General features: G+C 43.4%; 2 protein-coding genes. Both read left to right on the plus strand.

Annotated elements, in window-relative coordinates; translation table 11 throughout:
* Positions 1 to 476 precede the first annotated feature (476 nt).
* Positions 477 to 782, plus strand: a complete 306-nt coding sequence (locus IT781_RS21885; protein ID WP_194972288.1) for a hypothetical protein — start codon at positions 477 to 479, stop codon at positions 780 to 782.
* Between the two features lie 7 nt (positions 783 to 789).
* A partial coding sequence (locus IT781_RS21890; RefSeq protein ID WP_305076270.1) for a transposase occupies positions 790 to 1,114 on the plus strand: 325 nt, incomplete at its 3' end.

Genomic DNA, 1,114 nt, shown 5'->3' on the forward strand with positions numbered 1-1,114 from the left:
CGGCAACAGACAAGCCAAACCTAATGCTACCGCGTCACATCTCGACTCTACCGAACTGAGACAGTCAATGCCTGATGGTGTTGAGACTAATTTCAGCAGCTATAGATCGAGTTTGAACTACTACAGCTAATCATACTTTTTTATCGTAAAAACTACAGTAAAAACTACAGTAGTTTATTTTTCTTCATACTCCTTTTAACAACTTTACACGTCCTCAGATGTCGTCTATGCTATTGATTAAAGGACGTTATAAGTAGTATGCAGTTTTCTAATAGACTTTAGCCTCGAACTTTTAATGCGATGGTCGTGCGTTCGAATCGCACACGACCCACCAACAAGAACCTTGTAAATCAAGGACTTCAATCAAATGCCATCGGTTGAAGACGCTTTAAACTCAAGACAGTGCACAAATAAATGCGCATCTAGCGCGTGAATAAATTGCGCACTGATTGTTTAAATCGTTTTAGAGGCCGGCCATGGCAACCATCAGAAAATTATCCAACGGCAAATATCGCGCCGACATTCGCAAGAACTATACGTTCATCCAAGCGAAAACTTTCTTATCCCAAAAACAAGCTGAACAATGGGCATCAGATTCTTGTTATAAAAGGGAAAATAGGTTTTCGACGCTAACTTTCTCCAAACAAGAACCTGCTACTGATGAAATTAACACACTTATTCTGCGATGTGGACGATTTTTGCCAAACCTTTATAACGGAATGGCAAAAAAATCAATTAGCCCAAGGCAAGAAGAAACGCCATCGTTCCCATCGGATGAGTGATAGCGAGATGATCACGATTTTAGTGGCTTACCATCAAGCCGGTTTTCGAACCTTCAAATGGTTTTACCTGAGGCATGTGCAGTGCTATTGGCGGTCTGAGTTTCCTAACCTGTTGAGCTATAATCGCTTTATCGAGCTGATGCCGAAACTGTTGGCGCCGCTCACCGCCTTTATGGCCAGTCGTCGTGGCGTTTCGGCAGGCATCGCCTTTATTGATTCAACACCGCTGGGCGTGTGTGAGAATATCCGTATTCCACGGCATAAAACCTTCACTCATGAAGCCGGGCGCGGCAAATCGTCGACCGGCTGGTTTTATGGCTTCAAATTGCATC

Origin of the sequence: Methylobacter sp. BlB1 (assembly GCF_015476545.1) — a bacterium.
In the GTDB taxonomy this organism is placed as follows: Bacteria; Pseudomonadota; Gammaproteobacteria; order Methylococcales; family Methylomonadaceae; genus Methylobacter.